The organism is Pseudonocardia sulfidoxydans NBRC 16205 (assembly GCF_007989085.1).
Lineage (GTDB): Bacteria > Actinomycetota > Actinomycetes > Mycobacteriales > Pseudonocardiaceae > Pseudonocardia > Pseudonocardia sulfidoxydans.
This window is the reverse complement of record NZ_BJVJ01000168.1, coordinates 1-1819: the sequence shown is the minus strand read 5'-3', so window position 1 is coordinate 1819 and position 1819 is coordinate 1. Positions and strand designations below refer to the sequence as shown.

Annotated in this window: 1 pseudogene; it reads left to right on the top strand. The window is 72.4% G+C overall.

Annotation, left to right across the window (positions count from 1 at the left end):
• Positions 1-74: 74 nt before the first annotated feature.
• Positions 75-1696: pseudogene (locus PSU4_RS30820) on the top strand (IS1182 family transposase).
• The last annotated feature ends 123 nt before the right edge of the window (positions 1697-1819 follow it).

Here is a 1819-nt window from a genome sequence, read left to right as displayed (position 1 = left end):
CACGCTAGGAGACTGATGAAAAGCTCGCGGCCTGGGTTGAGGTGTTGATCTGGCTCGCCTGGGAGGCTGGGCGGATGCAGGGACGGTCTGATCCGCAGCGCGAGTTGCTCGATGTCGAGTCCGTGACCGGGCATCTGCTCCCGCAGGGCGGGGTGTTCGCGTTCCTGGCCGGGCACCGTCGGGAGTTGTTTCCCGACGAGATGTTCGCCGACCTGTTCGCCGCCGGGTGGGGGCGTCCGTCGGTACCGGTCGAGGTGGTCGCCTCGGTGCTGGTCCTGCAAACCCTGCACGGGTTCTCCTACTGGGAGGCGGTGGAGGCACTCACCTTCGATCTGCGGTGGAAGGCCGCGTGCGGACTCGCGGTCACCGACGCCGGTTTCCACCCGACGACGTTGACCTACTGGCGACGGCCCCTGGTCGCGTCCGAGCGTCCGGAGCGGATCTTCGACGCCGTCCGCGCCGTCGTCGCCGCGACCGGCGCGCTGGCCGGGAGGCGTCGGCGGGCGTTGGACTCCACGATCCTCGACGACGCGGTGGCCGCCCAGGACACCGTCACCCAGATCATCGCCGCGGTCCGCCGGGTCGCCCGGGAGGTTCCCGGTGCCGCCGAGGTGATGGCGGTCCAGGCCCGCACGCACGGCTACACCCAGGCCGGGAAACCGCGGATCGCCTGGGACGACCAGGCCGCTCGCGCCGAGCTCGTCGACGGGTTGGTCGGGGATGCCCACCGGATTCTGGGGCACCTGCCCGAGCAGGAACTCGGACCCGCAGCGGCCGAGGCGGTCGGGCTACTGGCTTTGGTGGCCGGCCAAGACGTCGAACCCGCGCCCGACTCCGACGGGCGCGACGGGCGGTGGGTGATCAGCGGCTGCGGATCGCCCCGCGCACCGCCCCGGGCCGGGTCATCTCCACGGTGGATCCCGACACCCGCCACGCCCACAAGACCCGTAACCAGCGCCGCGACGGCTACAAGGCCCACCTGGTCGTCGAGCCCGACACCGGGATCATCACCGCCACCGCGCTGACCCCGGCCTCGGGCTCGCAGCACTCCGACGCCGCGGTCGGCATTGAGCTCCTTGCCCGAGACCAGACCCTCCCCGACACCACCAGCGAGACGGGTGAGCGACACCCGGACGAGGCAGATCAGCCGGTGGTGGAGGTCCTCGCCGACTCCGCCTACGGCACCGGAGACATGCTCGCCGCCCTCGCCGACCGCCGGGCATCGGGCGGTCATCAAACCCTGCCCGCTACGCCCGACCGTCGAGGGCGGGTTCAGCATCGACGACTTCACCATCGACGAGGCCGCGGGCCTGGTGAGTTGCCCGAACGGGCTCACCACCCATTGGACCCCGAGTCGCTACGCGGTCTTCGGGGCCCGCTGCCGCGGCTGCCCACTCGCCACCCGCTGCACCACCTCGGCGGCGGGGCGGACCCTGCGGCTGCACCCCCACGACGCCCTGCACCGCGCTCACCGCGCCGCAGCCCGCGACCCTGAGTTCGTGGAGGGCTACCGCCGGCACCGGCCGAGGTCGAACGCAGCATCGCCTGGCTGGCCCGCGGCAACCGGCGCCTCCGGTTCCGTGGTGTCCGGCTCAACGATCTCTGGCTGTCCCACCGCGCCGCCGCACTGAACCTGCGCCGCCTGCTCGTCCTCGGGCTGCACCGATCGGCCACCGGTGGCTGGGCCCTGGCCTGACCGGCCTCCGGCCGCTCCCCAGACCCCGCGCCCGAGCACCCACAACCGCCTCCCAGGCGGCCAGGCCCGAGCGTTCCGGACTATCCACCCGAGGACCCGGAACAGCCCATAGTTCAGCAGTCT